The organism is Corynebacterium sp. ACRPE (assembly GCF_022347435.1).
GTDB lineage: Bacteria > Actinomycetota > Actinomycetes > Mycobacteriales > Mycobacteriaceae > Corynebacterium > Corynebacterium tuberculostearicum_D.
On sequence record NZ_JAKRNA010000024.1, the window covers coordinates 1 to 17,058 of the forward strand.

At 58.4% G+C, this 17,058-nt stretch carries 15 protein-coding genes, 1 tRNA gene and 1 pseudogene; 6 read left to right on the top strand and 11 right to left on the bottom strand.

Annotation, left to right across the window (positions count from 1 at the left end):
• Nucleotides 1-155: 155 nt before the first annotated feature.
• Nucleotides 156-485, top strand: a pseudogene (locus tag MHY13_RS10090) (RDD family protein); the annotation flags it as partial.
• Here the strand turns inward: MHY13_RS10090 and MHY13_RS10095 are convergent.
• From MHY13_RS10095 to polA, 3 genes are all read right to left on the bottom strand, one after another.
• Entirely contained in the window at nucleotides 449-805 is a 357-nt protein-coding gene (locus tag MHY13_RS10095; protein WP_239191370.1) for a hypothetical protein, read from the bottom strand. The pseudogene MHY13_RS10090 and the gene MHY13_RS10095 overlap by 37 nt on opposite strands.
• A 76-nt stretch (nucleotides 806-881) precedes the next feature.
• Nucleotides 882-1,763 carry a crosslink repair DNA glycosylase YcaQ family protein gene (locus MHY13_RS10100; RefSeq protein ID WP_239191372.1) on the bottom strand — a complete coding sequence of 294 codons (882 nt, stop codon included), beginning with the start codon at nucleotides 1,761-1,763 and terminating at the stop codon, nucleotides 882-884.
• A 61-nt stretch (nucleotides 1,764-1,824) separates the two neighbouring features.
• The gene (gene polA, locus MHY13_RS10105) at nucleotides 1,825-4,473 is read right to left on the bottom strand and encodes a DNA polymerase I (protein ID WP_239283015.1); all 2,649 of its coding nucleotides are present in this window, start codon (nucleotides 4,471-4,473) and stop codon (nucleotides 1,825-1,827) included.
• Nucleotides 4,474-4,622: 149 nt separating this feature from the next.
• On the opposite strand from polA, the gene MHY13_RS10110 reads away from it, so the two are divergent.
• Nucleotides 4,623-4,696 (top strand) — tRNA-Leu (locus MHY13_RS10110).
• Nucleotides 4,697-4,749: 53 nt separating this feature from the next.
• On the opposite strand, the gene MHY13_RS10115 is transcribed toward MHY13_RS10110, so the two are convergent.
• Nucleotides 4,750-6,933: a metallophosphoesterase gene (locus tag MHY13_RS10115; RefSeq protein WP_239283016.1), complete on the bottom strand. Its 2,184-nt coding sequence runs from the start codon at nucleotides 6,931-6,933 to the stop codon at nucleotides 4,750-4,752.
• A 425-nt stretch (nucleotides 6,934-7,358) separates the two neighbouring features.
• On the opposite strand from MHY13_RS10115, the gene MHY13_RS10120 reads away from it, so the two are divergent.
• Genes MHY13_RS10120 through MHY13_RS10135 form a run of 4 tightly spaced genes read left to right on the top strand, consistent with a single transcriptional unit; the run spans nucleotide 7,359 to nucleotide 10,792 of the window.
• Nucleotides 7,359-8,195 carry a DUF368 domain-containing protein gene (locus MHY13_RS10120; protein WP_239283017.1) on the top strand — a complete coding sequence of 279 codons (837 nt, stop codon included), beginning with the start codon at nucleotides 7,359-7,361 and terminating at the stop codon, nucleotides 8,193-8,195.
• Nucleotides 8,195-9,082 carry an ABC transporter substrate-binding protein gene (locus MHY13_RS10125; protein ID WP_239283018.1) on the top strand — a complete coding sequence of 296 codons (888 nt, stop codon included), beginning with the start codon at nucleotides 8,195-8,197 and terminating at the stop codon, nucleotides 9,080-9,082. Before MHY13_RS10120 ends, MHY13_RS10125 begins: the two co-directional genes overlap by 1 nt.
• A complete protein-coding gene (locus MHY13_RS10130) occupies nucleotides 9,075-10,028 on the top strand; it encodes an amino acid ABC transporter permease (RefSeq protein ID WP_239283019.1) in 954 nt (317 codons plus the stop codon). The genes MHY13_RS10125 and MHY13_RS10130 overlap by 8 nt, the downstream gene beginning before the upstream one ends.
• On the top strand, nucleotides 10,028-10,792 hold the full coding sequence (locus MHY13_RS10135; protein ID WP_005323289.1) for an amino acid ABC transporter ATP-binding protein: 765 nt from the start codon (nucleotides 10,028-10,030) through the stop codon (nucleotides 10,790-10,792). The genes MHY13_RS10130 and MHY13_RS10135 overlap by 1 nt, the downstream gene beginning before the upstream one ends.
• An 84-nt stretch (nucleotides 10,793-10,876) precedes the next feature.
• Here MHY13_RS10135 and MHY13_RS10140 read toward each other — a convergent pair whose 3' ends face one another.
• Genes MHY13_RS10140 through MHY13_RS10170 form a run of 7 tightly spaced genes read right to left on the bottom strand, consistent with a single transcriptional unit; the run spans nucleotide 10,877 to nucleotide 17,058 of the window.
• Nucleotides 10,877-11,620 carry a sulfite exporter TauE/SafE family protein gene (locus tag MHY13_RS10140; RefSeq protein WP_005323290.1) on the bottom strand — a complete coding sequence of 248 codons (744 nt, stop codon included), beginning with the start codon at nucleotides 11,618-11,620 and terminating at the stop codon, nucleotides 10,877-10,879.
• Nucleotides 11,617-12,090, bottom strand: a complete 474-nt coding sequence (gene coaD, locus MHY13_RS10145) for a pantetheine-phosphate adenylyltransferase (protein WP_005323291.1) — start codon at nucleotides 12,088-12,090, stop codon at nucleotides 11,617-11,619. The genes MHY13_RS10140 and coaD overlap by 4 nt, the downstream gene beginning before the upstream one ends.
• A 26-nt stretch (nucleotides 12,091-12,116) precedes the next feature.
• Complete coding sequence (gene rsmD / locus MHY13_RS10150) at nucleotides 12,117-12,698, bottom strand: 16S rRNA (guanine(966)-N(2))-methyltransferase RsmD (protein WP_239283020.1); 582 nt, start codon at nucleotides 12,696-12,698, stop codon at nucleotides 12,117-12,119.
• The gene (locus MHY13_RS10155; protein ID WP_239283021.1) at nucleotides 12,699-12,911 is read right to left on the bottom strand and encodes an acetyl-CoA carboxylase biotin carboxyl carrier protein subunit; all 213 of its coding nucleotides are present in this window, start codon (nucleotides 12,909-12,911) and stop codon (nucleotides 12,699-12,701) included.
• A gap of 19 nt (nucleotides 12,912-12,930) precedes the next feature.
• The gene (locus MHY13_RS10160) at nucleotides 12,931-15,063 is read right to left on the bottom strand and encodes an ATP-dependent DNA helicase RecG (protein WP_239283022.1); all 2,133 of its coding nucleotides are present in this window, start codon (nucleotides 15,061-15,063) and stop codon (nucleotides 12,931-12,933) included.
• A 2-nt stretch (nucleotides 15,064-15,065) separates the two neighbouring features.
• Nucleotides 15,066-16,409 (bottom strand): DAK2 domain-containing protein, encoded by a 1,344-nt coding sequence (locus tag MHY13_RS10165; protein ID WP_204609261.1) that lies wholly within the window; start codon nucleotides 16,407-16,409, stop codon nucleotides 15,066-15,068.
• Between the two features lie 10 nt (nucleotides 16,410-16,419).
• The gene (locus MHY13_RS10170; protein ID WP_239283023.1) at nucleotides 16,420-17,058 is read right to left on the bottom strand and encodes a uracil-DNA glycosylase; all 639 of its coding nucleotides are present in this window, start codon (nucleotides 17,056-17,058) and stop codon (nucleotides 16,420-16,422) included.

A 17,058-nucleotide genomic window follows, 5' to 3' on the forward strand; every position in this document is an offset into this window, starting at 1 on the left:
GCCCAGCCCTCTACGACAACGCTATCGACACCGACTACACCCACTCAATCGGCATTCAAAAAGGCCAAATCTAACCCCCGCGACACGCCGAGCCAGACACACATTTTGACCCTTAACCCGCACTTGCCGACGCCCCCTTAACCGGCCAAGCCCTCGAGATTTACAACGCTGTGGCCCTCGCCCTAGTTTTTTATGCCTACCGCGTATGGGCCGAGGCCACTAAGGCCACTTCGCTAGGAAAATGGTCGCTCAAGCTGGAGATCATCGCTCCCCACCCCGGTGTGCGCGCGGCCTGCTTGCGCAATTCCTGGCTGTTACTTTCTATGCTCACACTGACGGGAGTGCCGTTTATTGTGCCGTTGTTACTCGGCGTCCTAAGCGTGAGTGTCCTCGCCTTCGGTCAAACACCGTTTGACATGCTGGCCAATTGCCTAGTCGAGCGCCGATCTCAGACGGACACGCCTTCTTTTCGCGGCACCAAGTAATACAGGAGCGCAAGGACTACCAGGACAGCGAACATCCAGGAAGATGGGAAGAGGAATGCTAGTGCCGTAGCTACCACCATCACCGCGGCGGCCGTTAGCCTCCTGACCTTCGGGTTGGGTGCGACGCGGGCGATGGTCATGGCGGCCACAACATACGACACCGCCAAAATTCCGTACCCGATTACACTCACCCTATATTCTGCAAGATACCGTTCGAGCCCGAAGTCAGCAATATCGGTGGCAGGAAAGGTTACTTGAATGGCCCACAGGCTTTCAAAGACGCGGAGGGTCCACCTATTCGTCTTCTCTTCTAACGCCACGGCTCGGCAATTCCCTTCTTAGTTTTTCGACTTACACTCATAACTTTTTCCGCACAGAAAAGGCTACCTAAAAAACTTAGTGCGCATCCCGCCACAACTTTTGAACTTTCCGCATTGCATAGCCGGGCATGCCCAAGTCCTCGATGGTTTGCTTATTCCACGTTCCACGGACCTGTCCTTCCACCACGATGGCGCGGCGAAATACCCCGCGGTTTCCAGGAACAAGTACCTCGTGGACTTCCTTCGTCATCGCAAAAAGACGGTCTTGATAACCCAAGATGTACTCGTCAAATGCTCCCAGCAGCAATACCGATTGCTTCTTTCGCGCTTCGGCCATTTCCACTATCTCAGCCGACACAAGGTCCTGGGAAACTTCGCCGCAGCGCATGATGTCCGGCGCGAGGTTTTCGGCTGCGGGCCGTATCAGTCTTTGTGGGAGCTTTGCCCACCAGGCAAAGTCGTGCAATGTTGCGGGACCGTGCGTTCGGAAGTACCGAGTCATCAGCTCCGCGGTCGCCGCGACTTTATCGCCGTTGAAGGTCTCCTCTAGCCCCGGCAGATCCACCGGTGTGATGAGCTGATCGGCTCCTGAATAGACGGCGTGACCGCTTTCCATTGCTACACGCACAACATGCCAAAAGGGTACGTCGGGCAACGCTGTTGCAGCCCGCTCCTTGAGCTCGGCGCGCGAAAGCGGATTGTCAATGAGCTTGGTTACCCCTGCTCGCAGCTCGGTATCACCCTTGCGCCCCTTCGCGCAGAGTTCGGTTATCCAGCCTATGTCCTTGATAGAAGCCGCGAAAAGCGTATTGCGCATGGGATACCCACGCACAATGTTTCCAGCATCTGAATGGTCTTTCGCCCGCAAGGCCAGTGACCGGCGCACCGAATGCAAGTCTTGGCCTTGCATGACGCCGAAGGCGCGGGCTGTCTCCTCAGCACTCTCCCACCGCCTCATGGTTAGGCCTTGCGAGGCGAGCCTCAAGCGCGCCTTTTCCCGGCGGGAGAATGTAACCGAGCTAGTGGGCTGCGGCATCCCAATCCTTGCCGGCTCCGGCGGAGACCTCTAGCGGCACGTTCAGCTCGATCGCTGAGTCCATCTCGCGCTCGAGAATCTCTCGAACTTCGTCCGCCTCACCGGGGGCGACTTCGACCACCAATTCATCGTGTACCTGAAGCAGCACGCGAGACTTCATCCCTTGCAGTGCGCGGTCTACGCGAATCATCGCCACCTTAATAATGTCAGCGGCAGTGCCCTGAATCGGTGCATTAAGCGCAGCGCGCTCCGCGTTCTCGCGTGCTAGGCGGTTATCGGAGTTTAGCTCTGGCAAGTAGCGGCGACGGCCGAAGAGCGTTGCCGTGTAACCATCCTTGCGGGCTTGGACCACGACTTCATCGAGGTACTTCTTCACGCCGCCAAAGCGCTCGAAGTAGCTTTCCATAATGGACTTTGCTTCCCCTGCCGGAATGCCCAATTGCTGGGATAGACCAAAGGCAGACAGCCCGTAGACCAACCCATAAGACATGGCCTTGACTCGGCGGCGCAGCTCGGGTGTCACCTGGTCAACGGGAACGTCAAAGACTCGAGAGCCAACATAGTTGTGCAGGTCTTCGCCTTCCTTGTAGGCCTCGATGAGGCCTGGATCGGCGGAGAGGTGCGCCATGACACGCATCTCAATCTGCGAGTAGTCCGCAGTCATGAGTTCATCGAAGCCATCGCCCACGATGAAGGCAGAACGGATCTGGCGGCCTGCTTCGGTGCGCACGGGGATGTTTTGCAGGTTGGGTTCGGTGGACGACAAGCGGCCGGTAGAGGCCACGGTTTGGTTAAACGTGGTGTGAATGCGGCCGTCAGGCTGCACGGTTTTGATGAGACCTTCCAAGGTGGTCTTCATCTTCTGGTACTCGCGGTGTGCCAAGAGGTGATCGAGGAAAGGGTGAGGGTTCTTAGCCGCGAGCTGTTCAATCTCCTTGGCCGCGGTGGAATAGCCCGTCTTCGTCTTCTTAGTCTTGGGCAGCTCGAAGGTCTCAAAGAGCACGGTTTGCAACTGCTTTGGCGAGTTGAGGTTGAGCTTGTCATCGCCGGCAAGCTCGCGGGCGGCACGTTCTTGTTCGGCAACCTGCTCTACAAAGGCATCCTTTTGCGTCTCCAGGATGTCCACATCGACGGCAATACCGGTGGCCTCCATGCGCGCCAGGATGGTTACCAGCGGCAACTCGAGGTCGGTATAGAGCTCGAAAGAGTCAATCTCCTGCAGCTCCGCAGTGAGCCGTTCTGCCAGCTCCATAATTGCCGCAGCTTGGTCAACCAGGGAGGAATTATCCAAAAGGGACAGCTGCTCCGTAGCGGCGCCGAGGGTCTTTTGGAGGTGGCGCTGGTAGACGTCGGCAAGCGCGTAAGTGCGCTGACCAGGGCGAAGCAGGTAGGCAGCAAGGGCCGTGTCATGGGCGATGCCAGCCAGCTCAATCCCACGACCGGCAAGCATATGGAAGGCCGCCTTTGCCTCGTGGAAATACTTTGGCGCCTCAGATGCTAACCACTGAGCCAGGGCCTTATCGTCCTCGGCTGAAAGATCGCCCAGCTCCACTTGTAGGCCGTGACGGTCTTGGTCCACGAATGCAATCGCAGAAGCGTCGCCTCGTCCCGGGTTTCCCTCGCCTTGGACATACACCGCAACGTGCTCGCGGCCGGGCAACCACTGGGACAGTGGCTCGTCATCGATGACTGTCTCGAGCTCTTGGACTTCCTCGGTCTGTTCGGCTGCCTCAGCACCATCATTGGGAATGGCGGCGAGTACGCGATCGCGCAGGTTGGTACCGAACTCCAGGTCGTCGAACTTGGCGGCAACGTCGGCGACCTTGGCTTCCTTAAAGGCCAAGTCATTTGGACCGACCCCTAGGTCCATGTCCGTAATCATCTGGGTGAGCTTGCGGTTCATCTGCACCTGCTCGATGCGCTCGCGGAAGTTATTGCCCACCACGCCCTTAATTTCCTCGGCGTGCTCTACCAAGGATGCCAAGTCTCCATACTTGACTATCCACTTGGTGGCAGTCTTTTCACCTACCTTTGGGATGCCCGGCAAGTTATCGGAAGGATCGCCACGCAACGCGGCAAAGTCTGGGTACTGCGCAGGTGTAAGACCGTACTTCTCCTCTACTGCGGCGGGGGTAAAGCGGTGGAGCGTGGATACGCCCTTCATGGGATAGAGCACCGTCGTGGACTCATTAACTAACTGCAGGTAGTCACGGTCGCCGGTGACGATGAGAGTCTCGTAGTCCTGCGCTTCGGTTGCGAGAGTAGCCAGAATGTCATCGGCCTCGAAGTTCTCCCGGGACAGGGTGGTAATACCCAATACCTCGAGCACCTCGCGGATGAGGTCTACCTGACCCTTAAATTCCTCCGGCGCGGCCTCGCGCTGGGCCTTATAGTCCGGGAACATCTCAGTGCGGAAGGTCTTGCGCCCCACGTCGAAAGCCACCGCAATGGCGTCGGGGGCCTCTTCCGCCACGATATTAGAGAGCATCGATAGGAAGCCATACACGGCATTAGTGTGCTGACCTCCTGAGGTGGAGAAATTATCCACCGGCAGGGCATAAAAGGCGCGAAAGGCCATAGAGTGGCCGTCAATGAGCAGAAGTCGAGGCTGATTAGTAGTCACCTGCCCCATCCTAGAGAAGCACGCCGACATCCGAACACCCCGGTGCAGATTTTGTGGATGACGTGCGCATTCCCCCGCTGCCCCTACCCAATTAGGAATTCGCCTAGTGCCTGCGCTACTATTTTCACAGTCAAAGGCAGTCCGCCTTTACACTGTGCGCCCCTGTAGCCCAATTGGCAGAGGCAACGGATTCAAAACCCGTCCAGTGTGAGTTCGAGTCTCACCAGGGGCACAACGAGATAAGGCCTCGGTTTCCACTAAGTCAGGGAAACCGAGGCCTTTGCTTTAGCCCAGTTCAGGCAGGGTTGGCAGGTGGTACTTACGCAGGAGCGCGTTAATCTGCGGAATGGAGGCCTTGAGCTGCGGCAGTGCTAGTCCAATGAGGCCAGCCACCCCGGCAATACCAAGGATTGCGCCCAAGACGGCGGGCTTGGAGCTCGCGCCGTTGCTCGATGCGGAGCTGCCCGCGGCTGGCTGCGTAGTATCGGCCGGTTTGCCGTCCCCGTGTGCACGGGCGGTAAGCCATTCCTCCTTGCCCAGACCCCCCTGGGTCAGTCGGGTCTCGCCGATCCAGCCGTACCACGGGTCCTGCGGGCGCTGGTTATCAAAACCGCCACCCATGACCCACTGCAGGTCGCGCGGGAGAAGACCTTCGGCACCTACCGCATTACGCAAGATAGGCGCGCCGTTGATAAACATCTCCACGCTATCGCGCTGCGGATCATTGACCACGGCAATATGCATCCACTCGTCCTTGGGGACCTCGTGGGACCATACGGTAGAACCGCTTCCCTGCTTCGGCTCCGCCCACCAGCGCAGCTCGCGCAGGTTAGAGATACCAAACATGACGGTGGGATCCGTGTCCTCAGAGCCGTCGACCAACTTATTGATGGCAGAGTCGCGGCTAAGCGCGCTTCCCCAGCCATGTTGGGCACCATTGAAGTTCTTTGGAATCTTGACGAAGGATTCGAAGGTGTACCCCTTGGTGGTATCCACGTTATTAGCCGCGGCGCCCTTGTCGGTGCGGAACTCGGCATTGCCTACCTTGCCGGCAGGGTCGGACCAGAAGAGCGAGCCGGCATCAGAAGACAACGGGTGGTGATCGGAGCTATAGGTCACCCGATCACCTAGCATGGCGCCAGAGCGATGCAGGTCACTGCCGGAATCGCTGGCAATATCGGGGATGGTGGTGCCACGGCCGGCAGGGGCGCCGTCGGCAAGCGCATGGCCGTCCTTGTCTTGGGCCTGGCCCGGGCGCCAGTGGAATACGGTGTGGTCGTTCTTGGCAAAGTCATCCGCACCCTTGGGCAGCTCATCCTCCGCGATGGTGTAGGGCCTATAGCCTTCCGCCGCGATGTCGCGCGCCCGCTGCGCCAGGTCCGGCTGGTGGCCCTCGCCCACGGTGAAATCCGGGGAAAAGGAGGAAAAGCGCTGCTCAAAGTCGAACGGAATGGCGTAGCTATCGCCCTTATCATCCAGGGTGAGCTTGTCGAACTGCGTCAGCTCCTCGTGCGGCTTCTGCGCCACCCACGGCGAGAGCGCGGTCATCTCCAGCTGCTTGCCGGAAAGATCAAATTCAAGCACGCCCAGCAGACCGTTTCCGCCCTGGTAGGCCATTTGATAGTCCTGCAAGATGGAAACGACGTCGTGCCCGGCATCGTTCTTATCCACGCGGTAGCCCGCACCATGGTGGTGTCCACCCATCACCAGGAAGATCTGGTCGTTGCGCTTGATGAACGTATCCCACAAATCTTTGCCGTAATCATCCGAGTAGAAGACGCTACCCTCGCCATCGATATTGAGGGCCTCATGGGTGGTCACAATGACCGGAAGGTCTGGGTGCTGATCAATGATGCTTTGCGCCCACTCAATGGCCTTTTCATCGGCGCGCCAGCCCAGCGCCAAGTTGAGATACTTCTGCCCTTCGGCTTCAAAGATGTGAGCCTCGGAGTCATTATTGACCGCAGTGTAGCGTTCTTGGAAGGTCTCCGGGTTTGCGTCCTTGGCGCGATCGGCGCTAAACCACTTGTCATACGGGTGAGCCGACGCCCCCTCCACGTCCATGTCGTGATTGCCGGGCAAGATGGAGTAGTTCAGGTCAGAATCATCAAGGACCTGCATGGCCTTATCGGCTACCTGCCATTCGCCCTCCACATTCCACTGATCGACGACATCGCCCAGGTGGGTAACAAAGTCCATATTCAGCTCGTCTTGGTGCTCCACCAACCATTGGGTTTGGGCCAAGTAGGGCTCGCTTCCGTAGCGAGCTTGGGCCAAGTTGCCCGTCTCCGGGGTGGAATAGCGCGAATAGAACTGGGTATCCGGTAAGACGCCGATGCTGAAACGAGAGCCCTCGCTTGGCGACGCCCCCTCGGCCCCAAACTCCGCAGCACTTACGGCCGGTACAACAACGAGGTTTCCCACCACCGCGGTTGCAGTTAGCGCGGGCAGGACGAAACGATTTTTCATAGAGAGTCCTTTAATACTGGAAAGGAATGCTTGCTCAGGGAAGATGGCGGGAATACGCAAGGGATTCTAGGACGTGAAGCTTTCAGCTAGTTGAAGCCCGCGTAAACAGGAGACTGAATAATGGGAAACTTATGGTTGCCTCTGGAAGAGACATCTTCTCGTGTGAGATTCCGTATAACCTGCCCCAAACTGCATAGTTGCATTGGGGTGCATTAAACTGACAGAATATTCATGAATGCGGTTTTACCTCTACGGTTAGGGAGAAGACCCTCCCCTACCGCGGTAGGTAGATCACCGCCCTCTAATGAAAGATATGCATTACGATTCACAGCGGTTCGCCTAGCCTCCCGCTTCGGCACTTTTCTGCTGCCTAGCTAGGCCAGTCGCCCTCCGCACCAGTCCCCTCCCAGGTAGATTTTTATTTTATGCAGTACATTTTGAACGCTATCCGCGGCGCCCTCATCGGCATGGCCGAGCTCGTACCGGGCATCTCCGGTGGCACCGTGGCGCTCATCGTGGGCATTTATGAACGCGCAGTCCACAACGCCAACGATCTCATCTCCGGCCGCTTCAAGAAGGTGGAATGGAGCTTCCTCATCTCCGTAGCGATCGGCATGTTCATCGCCGTCTTCGGAATGTCCACCGTGCTTTCTAACTTCGTAGATAATCACGTATCGGCTTCCGGAGCGCTCTTTTTGGGCATGGTTGCCGTGTCCATTTTTGTACCGCTATCCATGCTTTCTAAGCAGGAGAGGCTGCGCCCCTCTTCCATCATTGCCTTTGTGATCGCTGCGATTGCCATCTTCTTTATCACCGGCTTCACCTCCGAACCGCACGAGAACCCCAGCCTTATTGTGGTCTTCTTCGCCGCCGCCATCGCGGTATGCGCACTCATCCTGCCTGGCATCTCCGGCTCGCTCATCCTGCTGACCATGGGCCTCTACCAGCCAATCATTGGCGCCGTTTCGGATCGTGACCTGGGCACTATCGCCGTCTTCGCGTTAGGTGCCCTGTGTGGTCTTGCGGCGTTTATCAAGGTATTGAACTTCCTGCTGGATCATCACCGCGCCCCTACGCTGATGGCTATGGCAGGCTTCATGCTCGGTTCTCTGCGCGCACTGTGGCCCTGGGGAGCTGACCAAGATGCTTCTAGCGGCATCATCATCGGCATGTTCATCCTCGGTGCACTCATCGTCTCCGCCTTCATCTTCGTAGATATGAAGAAGGCCCGCGCTATAGATGAAAGGACGGCGCAAAAATAATGCCGCGCTCGTTTTCTCGCCACGCAACTATCGCCGCGGTCCTCGTCCCCACGCTGAGCCTAGGCGCCTGCGTCACCAACGAGGAAGATTCCACTCCAGACGGCTGGGAAGAACCCCATTCCGCAATGGTGCCGGAAATTGCCGCCATGTATGACGACAACGATGGCGTCCTTACCGCCGGAACTAACCCGCCCTATGCCCCATTTCAGCTTAAGGATTCCCACGGGGCACTCCAGGGCGTTGAACTCGATCTTGCTCGCGCCGTTGCCGGCGTCTTGGGACTCGATTTCCAGCCCATGGAACAGGACTTCTCCATGATCTTGCCCGCCGTGCAATCGGGCCAGATTGATATGGGCGCATCCGGGTTCACGGATAACCCCGAGCGCCGCAATGAATTCGACTTTGTAGATCACCTCTACGCCGGCATCCAGTGGGCCGAACGAGTAGACGGACCTAAAAAGGTTGACCCGGATAATCCGTGCGGCTTGACCGTTGCGGTGCAGCGCACCACGGTATCTGAAACCGACGATGTGCGGCCCAAGAAGGATGCATGCAATGGCGATCTGACCGTCTTGTCTTATGACACCGGTGACAACGCCGCGCTGGCGGTCCTTATGGGTCGCGCAGATGCCCTGTCCGCAGACTCCCCAGTTACGGCGTGGGCGGTCAATCGCTCCGAAGGAAAGATGCGGCAGGTAGGCGATATGTTCCAAGCATCGCCCTATGGCTTTGCCGTACCCAAGGATTCCGATTTGGGCAAGGCCTCAGCTGCGGCACTGCAGCACCTCATCGAAACCGGTGAGTATGCAGAAATTTTGTCCCGTTGGGGCATCGAGGATGGCTTAATAGACCAGGCAATGATTAATGAAAGGCCGATCAATGGTTAATGAAAATGCGGCGACGCCAGCTACGGCAGAGCCTAAGGAAAAGCCCGCCAAGATCGAGGCGCGACCTCTACGCCACCCGTGGCGCTGGGTATTCGCCGGCCTGCTCATCGTGCTCGGCGTGTGGTTCATCATCGCCTCCGCCCGCAACGAGGCCTTTGGCTGGGACACCTACTTCCAGTACCTCTTTGATAAGCGCATTGCACTTGCCTCCCTCCACACCATCGCCATCACCATTTTGTCCATGATCATCGGCGTTGTCGGTGGTGCCATACTTGCGGTTATGCGCATGTCCCCGAACCCGGTGCTGCGCAGCGTCTCCTGGATATTCCTCTGGGTCTTCCGCGGCACGCCGATCTATGTGCAGCTGGTGTTCTGGGGCCTGCTCTCCGCCATCTACCAATCCATCAACTTGGGCTTTACCGAGGTGTCTTTGCAGACGATCCTCACCAACGCCTTCTTCCTTGCGGTGATGGGCCTAGGCCTCAATGAGGCCGCCTATATGGCCGAGATTGTGCGCTCCGGCATCACCTCCGTTCCCGAGGGGCAGAAGGAAGCTTCCAAGGCACTGGGCATGTCCTGGTGGATGACCATGCGCCGCACCGTCCTTCCGCAGGCCATGCGCATTATCATTCCGCCCACGGGCAATGAATTCATTTCCTTGCTCAAGACCTCTTCCCTCGTGGTGGCCATTCCTTATACCGAGGAAATCTTCGGCCGCACCACGGATATTTCCGCCGCCCTCTTCCAGCCCATCCCGCTGCTGCTGGTCGCAGCGTCCTGGTACCTCGTGGTTACTTCCCTGCTGATGGTGGGACAGTACTTCCTGGAGCGCCGCTTTGAGCGCGGTGCCACCCGCGAACTCACCGGCCGCCAACTCGCGGCACTGGCAGACGCTGAAGGAACCATCCCCCGCAACGTATCCGTGATTTCGGAGGCTAAAAACTAATGGCTACTCCCATGATTTCCGCCCAGAACGTCCATAAGTCCTTCGGACAGCTCGAGGTCCTCAAAGGCATTGACCTTGAGGTCCAGCCCGGCGAAGTGGCCTGCCTACTAGGCCCCTCGGGCTCCGGCAAGTCCACCTTCCTGCGCTGCGTCAATCACCTTGATAAGGCGACGGCGGGCCGCCTCTACGTCGACGGCGAGCTGATTGGCTACCGCGAAAAGAACGGCACCCTTTATGAGATCAGCGAGAAGGAAGCCGCAGAACAGCGCTCCGATATCGGAATGGTCTTTCAGTCTTTCAACCTCTTCCCCCACCGCACGGTGATTGAAAACATCATCGAGGCACCGGTGCAGGTGAAAAAGATTCCGGAAGAGACCGCCCGCGCCCGCGCTATGGAGCTGTTGGAGGACGTTGGCTTGGCGTCCAAGGCCAATAACTACCCGGTACAGCTCTCCGGCGGCCAGCAGCAGCGCGTGGCCATCGCTCGTGCAGTGGCTATGGATCCTAAGCTTATGCTTTTCGACGAACCTACGTCCGCCCTCGACCCCGAGCTCGTCGGCGAAGTGCTGCGCGTTATGAAGGACCTCGCAGCTGAAGGCATGACCATGCTCGTCGTCACCCACGAGATGGGTTTTGCGCGCGAGGTAGCCGATAAGGTCTTCTTCATGGATGGCGGCGTAGTTATCGAGTCCGGCAGCCCAGCTGAGGTGCTGGATAACCCGCAACAGCCACGCACCAAGGACTTTTTGGCGTCGCTACTCTAATTCCCGCAGCACTCCGCTGAGTGCCTTCAGCCCGCCGCCCTCTTCCGCGAAGAGGACCGGCGGGCTTTGCCGTGGCTGACTCGTCTACGAAAGCGTCAAAATACCCCGAATCAGTGCGCTGGCCGCGCCCAACCCGGCAACGCTTAGTGAGAGCACGCGGGCCTTTTCTCGCGGAACACGCTGGGCAATCCGGGTGCCGGCCCAAATGCCGACGAACATACCTAAGACTCCGGCGGGCCACATCACCCAAGGCAAGCCATCAAAGTGGGCCGCACCTGTGAGCGTCTTGGTCATCACGGAAAAGAATCCGCCTACAACAAAAATGGGCTGCAGCGTGGCGGCGTAGACATGTTGGGGCCACTTTGCCGCTTGGGCGTAGACGGTAATAACCGGGCCGGCCACGCCGGCCAAGGTGTTGGTAAAGCCGCCGAGAATACCGGCGGAGATGGCAGGGCCTTTGCCCTCCATCGGCGGGACAAACTTCCTTCCAAATGTCACTACGGCCAATGCGGCCAGAAGCGCAGCGCCCACCACGATCATGAGCCCTGCCGTGTCCATGCGCCTAATGAGCAGCGCCGCGGCCAAGGAACCAATCACCATGACTGGTGCTATCAGACCGAACTTCTTCCAGCTCACATTCTCACGCACGGAATAGGTGGTCAGAATCGCATTTATGCAGGCCAGAACGTTAATTACGAGGATTCCTTCGACCGGCCCCATAATGAGCATGAGGATGGGGCCGCCGATGAGGCCGAGCCCCATTCCGGATACCCGTTGCAGTGTCGAACCAACGACAACGACGAGGAAAATAACCAGTGCGAGGCTCACTGCCGGTATTTCTCCTTTACCGCACGACCTACGGATTCGGGGAACATACCCGTTACGTCGCCGCCGAACTTTGCTACCTGCTTACACAGCGAGGAACTAATATAGCCGTACTTCTCGTCCGTGAGTAGGAAGACAGTATCGATTCCCGAAAGGCGCCGATTCATCTGCGCCATAGGCAGCTCATATTCATAATCGAGAGAGCTACGCAGACCCTTCACTAGGACGTCTGCCCCATGCTCCGTGGTGTAGTCCACCAACAGCCCGGAGCAATAATCCACCTTGATGGAAGAATCCACGCTCTGACGGATAAGTTCCATGCGCTCCTCCACGCTAAAGAGCCCAGAGGGCTTGTCAGGGTTACCGGTTACCAACACGGTGACCTCATCAAACATCTGGTTAGCGCGGTTGATGATATCGACGTGACCTAAGGTTACGGGGTCGAAGGATCCAGGGCAGACGGCCTTAGTCATGCTACTTTCGCTTTCTTTTCAGGGGTTTAGTCTTCGGTGTCCTCGCTGCCGGGGCGGGTATAGACCGCCATATCCATGCGGGCGATGCCAAAGGTGCGTTTCTTAAGCTTTTGGCCGGTGGGCTCAAAACCAGCAGGCCACACCGTATCCGCGGAATCAACGTGGCGCTCAATTACTACCATTGCGCGATCAGTAAGCACCGGTTCGATGGCAGCAATGAGTTCATCTACCTCATCAAAAGCATAGGGCGGGTCCGCTAGCACCAGATCGAAGTGCTTGCGCGGGGCACTAGCCAGGTAGGTGCCTACCTTCATCTCTTGCACGCGCACGCCGGGATGCTTGACGACGCCCATGTTGTGCCGGATGATCTTCACCGCATCGGCCGAAGATTCCACCAGTACTGCTTCCTCTGCCCCTCGGCTCGCCGCCTCTAGGCCTAGGGCGCCAGAGCCAGCAAAAAGGTCGAGCACCGAAGATCCAGCAAAGCCCCACCGTGCAGTGAGGGATGAAAACAGCCCTTCGCGGGCGCGATCTGCGGTAGGCCGAGTTCCTTCTGCAGGCACTTTAATGGTGCGGCCGCGGGCTTCGCCAGCAATAATGCGCGTCATTTATGCTTCTCCAATCTCCATCAAAAGGTCTCCGCCAACGACGTCACTAAAGTCAGAGACCACGATACGGTGGACCTTTCCTGGTCCCGGGCTTTCTACGGGAGCCTCAAGCTTCGTGGCTTCAACGGTCGCAAGAGGTGCTCCGGTATCAACGTTGTCTCCCACATTCACATGGCAGCGGACGATGCCCGCGAAGGGGGCGTAAATTTTCATGCTTCTAGGTTAACCCGTCTTAGTTCTTCTCCAAGTATTCCTGTTCGCTTTCGCTCAAATTGCGCGTTAGTTCCTCAGCCAGCTCGGGATTGCGCATCACCATGGCGCGCGCATCCGTGTGGGTGCGCTCCACAATGTCTTGGTCATCCGCCAAGTTCAGTAGCCGCAGTGTGCGGTGCGTTCCGGACTGCATGGTGCCCAAGATGTCGCCCTCTTGGCGCTGGCGCAAATCAAGCTCGGCCAGTTCAAAACCCGAGGACGTTTGGGCGATCTGAGTGATGCGACGGAAGGACGGAGTGTTATCGGCTGCCGTAGTGTGCAAAAGGCAGACGGAGGCATTGCCACCTCGTCCCACACGCCCACGCAACTGGTGCAACTGGGAAACCCCGAAATGCTCGGACTCGCGAATGAGCATCACCGTGGCATTGGGAACATCCACGCCCACCTCAATGACCGTGGTAGAGACCAGGATATCGATCTCTCCCCTGGCAAATGACGTCATTACCTCGTCTTTGTTGGGCATCTTCCCATGCAAAATGGCGACCCGCAGTCCCTTGAACGGACCGTTTTCTAACTGCTGTGCAAGCTCTAGAACTCCGCCTTTGCCTTCAATGCGCGGACAAACGATATAGGCCTGATGGCCGTGGGCAACCTCCTCGCGTATCCGCTCGAGTGCGCGCAGCACCCAAGTCGGCCGCCACTCGGCCACCACCGCTGACTGAATAGGTTTGCGACCACCGGGCAGCTCGGTCAGCGTTGATACGGCGAGGTCACCAAAGACGGTCATCGCAATGGTGCGCGGAATCGGTGTTGCTGTCATCACCAGCACGTGGGGGCTAAGGCCTTCACGTGCCTTTAACCGCAGGCTATCGCGTTGCTCTACGCCGAACCGGTGTTGCTCATCTACGACGACCAATCCCAGGTTAAAGAACTCCACGGTGTCTTGGATAATCGCATGAGTTCCAATGATGATGTCCGCGTCACCGGAGACAATATCCAATAAAGCCTGCCGCTTGTCCGCCGTACGCATGGAGCCGGTCAGGAGTACCACCTTGACTCCTTCGGGAACCGAGGTCCCGATGGAGGCAGCGTGTTGGGCGGCGAGCACTTCCGTAGGCGCCAACAGTGCGGCCTGCGTTCCTGCGTCTACAGCCTGCAGCATTGCGCAGGTAGCCACCATGGTTTTGCCCGAGCCGACCTCGCCTTGCAGCAATCTCATCATGGGCAGAGGACGAGCCAGATCGTCTTCAATCTCGCTAATGACCCGACGCTGCCCTTCGGTCAGATCAAAGGGCAGATGGCTCAGCAGTTCCTCGCGATAGCCGCCTAAGGATGCCGGCATGGTAGAAGCGGTGCGGGCTTCGGCATCTCGCTGGCGCAAGGCCATCACCAGGCCAATAGACAAAGCCTCGTCGTACTTCAGCCGCTGAATCGCACGGTACGGGCCTGCTTCCCCAGGCTCATGGATTTCCCGCACTGCCTTATCGAGGCTGATGATCATCTGATAATCCAGCGGTTCCTCAATCGGCGGAGTCTTGGACAGGACGTAGTGGATGGCGCCCATGATGTACCACGAGGTCACCTTGGACGTCGCCGGGTACACCGGTATCCATTCGCGTTCCAAGAGGAGTTGGTCGAGCCTGCCAAACTGCGACAGGTTCCGCAGCGAGCCGGTGGCCTTTGGGCGGTGCTTCTTGCCAGATTCGGCTGCAGGCTGGCGGTAATCATCCAGTTCGCCATCGGGGCGGCCGAAAGCATCAATCTCTACAAAGTCCGGCTGCTGCAACTGCGGCTGGTTGCGAAAGAACTTAAGCTTGCCGCTCATCATGACGCGCTGTCCGCGGTGCAACATCCGCATCACGTAATTGGCATTAAAGAACGTCGCAATGATGCTGCCATCGAGCTGCACATTGATGATGGTGGTCTTGCCCGAGTCATGGCGGGTGAATCCGGTAATGGTTCCGGTAACCGTGACAATATCGCCCTCCGCAGCGTCTCCTAGGCCGACGTCCTTGTTGTGGCGGATATAGTCTCGCGGATAGTGAGCTAAGAGCTCGCCGCAGGTCTCATACCCCAGTGCTTTGGTAATCTTCGCGGCGTCTTTCGCCGCAAGCACCTCTGTCAAAGGGCGGTTGTCCTGCCAGCCGAGCATTGCTATTCCACTCCGATTTCGGTTGCGATATCCGGTACTTTCAGTGCCATAACGTCCACGCGGAGCTGTTGAGCTAGGTCCTCCTGGTCCAGGTCTAGGGCGCTTAAGACTGTGACCTGCTCGCCGCCTTCTGCCAAAAGATCGCGGCAAGTGGCAATGATTGACTGTGGGGTTTCCTGGCTCGGGTAAGCCACCCGCATGGACTTGGCAGCATCACGCATGGCGGCGACGACGGCACCAGTATCCGGATTATCCGGTTCATAGACGGAGATCGCGGCTAAGGCTGCAGCCAGGGATTCCGCGGGCACTACTCGCCCAGCAGCGGTCTGCGAACTCACGCCGGTAGCAAGAACGATGTCCTCGTGTTCCGCCGCAATGGGATCATCCGGAGACACAACGCTAACCCCCGCAGATGCCAGAAGATCGCTGATGGGCCCGGCTGGTGCGGCGGCAAACACTCTACGAGCAATCGGCTCTCCGGAGGCAGCTTCGGCGTGAGGAGGCAACACCTCCAGGTGCAGGTTGGTTACCTTTCCTGTACCAAAGGCGGTTTCAACGACTTTGCCGGCCTGCCGGGAGTGGATATGTACATTAGCGTTGTCCTCGGTGGCCCGAGCGATGACAAGGCTGTCACCCATTGGGGCAATTGCTGTCTGCAGCGCGTCTATATCTCCCTCAAAAAAAAAGACTACTTCGAGTTCAGTGGTGGGCTCCGCCTCGGGCAGGCCTGTGTGCCCAGTCGAGCCTTCGATCTCAGCAAGGAGAGACTCTAAGAGGATAACGAGACCAGCGCCGCCGGCATCCACCACTCCTGCCTCGCGCAGGGCTGGCAATTGCGAAGGAGTGCGCTCGAGGGCCGTTTCCGCGGCAGCGATTGCGGCGCTGACAATACTGTGCAAGGTTGCGCCTGATTGCGCTGCAGCGTCTTCGGCGGACTCGGATGCTGCCTTCAAAACCGTAATAACTGTGCCTTCCACCGGCTCGGCGATAGCTCGGTCCACCAGCTCCACGGCCTGCTTGAGGGAACGGACAAAGACGTCGCCGTCGATAACTGAGTCCACAGTTGACTCGGCCACGCCGCGCAGGACCTGCGACAGCACCATTCCCGAGTTTCCACGGGCACCACGCACCGCCCCGAGCGCGAGGGAGTCAGCGACATCGCCGCCATTGTCCAGCTCCGCAACCGCTGCCTCCATAGTGTGCGCCATATTCGAGCCCGTATCGGAATCTGGTACGGGAAAGACATTGAGCGCGTTGATCTCATCGCGGCGATGGGCTAATTCCCCCACGGCGCGGGTGGCCCAATTGCGCATTCCGTGGGAATCCAGCGTGCTGGGGTAGGACATGCGCAATAGTTTACAAGCGCCAGTCTATTTCCTGTGCGCCTTGGTCCCGCAAAAGGGCGTTTGCCCGGGAAAAGGGCTTCGAGCCAAAGAAACCGCGGCTGGCCGAAAGCGGTGAGGGGTGTGGTGACTTGATACAGGGGACGTCGGGAAGAAAGCGCTCACACGCTTGTGCATCCCGGCCCCAGAGAATCGCGACCATGGGGCTGCGGTTGAGCGCGCGAATGGCAGCCTCGGTGATCTCTTCCCAGCCGATGCGGCGGTGCGAACCGGCTTGGCCTGGGGCTACGGTAAGTACTCTGTTAAGCAGCAGCACTCCCTGGTCCGCCCAGGCGCTCAGGTCACCATCCTCCCGGCCGTTGATACCCAGATCATCGTGTAGTTCGCGGTAAATATTGACCAAGGAACGCGGCGGTTTCACACCTGGGCGAGTGGAGAAGGCCATGCCCATGGCGTGTCCTGGGGTGGGATAAGGGTCTTGGCCGACGATGAGCACGCGGACATCATCCAGCGGTATCTGCAACGCGCGGCAGACGTCCTCAGCCGGGGGCAAATAGTCCTGCCCCTCAAGAGCATGGGAGATCTGTGGCCATTGCTTTTCAACTACCGGTGCCAGCACCGGCTCCCAAGAGGGGTGGTAAGTGGGGTGCAT

Coding starts and splice junctions, on each gene's coding strand:
- MHY13_RS10100 (WP_239191372.1), bottom strand. CDS start 1,763: ATGAGGCGGTGGGAGAGTGCTGAGGAGACAGCCCGCGCCTTCGGCGTC.
- MHY13_RS10160 (WP_239283022.1), bottom strand. CDS start 15,063: ATGCTCGGCTGGCAGGACAACCGCCCTTTGACAGAGGTGCTTGCGGCG.
- MHY13_RS10125 (WP_239283018.1), top strand. CDS start 8,195: ATGCCGCGCTCGTTTTCTCGCCACGCAACTATCGCCGCGGTCCTCGTC.
- MHY13_RS10165 (WP_204609261.1), bottom strand. CDS start 16,409: ATGTCCTACCCCAGCACGCTGGATTCCCACGGAATGCGCAATTGGGCC.
- MHY13_RS10155 (WP_239283021.1), bottom strand. CDS start 12,911: ATGAAAATTTACGCCCCCTTCGCGGGCATCGTCCGCTGCCATGTGAAT.
- polA (WP_239283015.1), bottom strand. CDS start 4,473: ATGGGGCAGGTGACTACTAATCAGCCTCGACTTCTGCTCATTGACGGC.
- MHY13_RS10170 (WP_239283023.1), bottom strand. CDS start 17,058: ATGCACCCCACTTACCACCCCTCTTGGGAGCCGGTGCTGGCACCGGTA.
- rsmD (WP_239283020.1), bottom strand. CDS start 12,698: ATGACGCGCATTATTGCTGGCGAAGCCCGCGGCCGCACCATTAAAGTG.
- MHY13_RS10130 (WP_239283019.1), top strand. CDS start 9,075: ATGGTTAATGAAAATGCGGCGACGCCAGCTACGGCAGAGCCTAAGGAA.
- MHY13_RS10135 (WP_005323289.1), top strand. CDS start 10,028: ATGGCTACTCCCATGATTTCCGCCCAGAACGTCCATAAGTCCTTCGGA.
- MHY13_RS10120 (WP_239283017.1), top strand. CDS start 7,359: ATGCAGTACATTTTGAACGCTATCCGCGGCGCCCTCATCGGCATGGCC.
- MHY13_RS10115 (WP_239283016.1), bottom strand. CDS start 6,933: ATGAAAAATCGTTTCGTCCTGCCCGCGCTAACTGCAACCGCGGTGGTG.
- coaD (WP_005323291.1), bottom strand. CDS start 12,090: ATGACTAAGGCCGTCTGCCCTGGATCCTTCGACCCCGTAACCTTAGGT.